This window comes from Bacteroides sp. HMSC067B03, from assembly GCF_001811315.1.
Classification (GTDB): Bacteria; Bacteroidota; Bacteroidia; order Bacteroidales; family Bacteroidaceae; genus Bacteroides; species Bacteroides faecis.
In genome coordinates this window covers 1-409 of sequence record NZ_KV804255.1, presented here as the reverse complement: position 1 = coordinate 409, position 409 = coordinate 1, and the positions used below count along the sequence as shown (strand labels likewise).

Genomic DNA, 409 nt, shown 5'->3' with positions numbered 1-409 from the left:
AGCAGATACCGATTGAACATCGGTTATAACTGGTTTTCTCACCGGGAACGATAAAGTTATCATGTGCCCCGATTTCGTTTTCCGCACGCATGGGAATCACGCGACCGTCTTTCCGGATATAATAGTGGTATCCCCATTTACCGAAGCCGCGGGCTACGTGTGAATCATTAATTTGCTTCTCTGTGAAATCTTTGTCCCCGCGTGTTGCAGAACAATGAATGATAATGTATGTAGGTTTATTCATCTTTCTTTTCCTCCTTATTTTCTGTTTCGTCTTCTCCTTGAATGTATTTCTTATACTTGCATTTATACCTGTAATCAACTCCGAAGAGTGCGCCTGCAAAAGTCGAAACTTCGCCATAGGCGACTAAAACCGAGTTGTCAATCTGTCCCGTAGGTACTACCCAAA

At 43.0% G+C, this 409-nt stretch carries 1 protein-coding gene; it reads right to left on the bottom strand.

The genetic code is table 11. The features are described 5' to 3' along the window. The coding region (locus HMPREF2794_RS01515) for an N-acetylmuramoyl-L-alanine amidase (RefSeq protein ID WP_210403587.1) at window positions 1–244 on the bottom strand (244 nt) is incomplete at its 3' end. Between the last annotated feature and the right edge of the window lie 165 nt (window positions 245–409).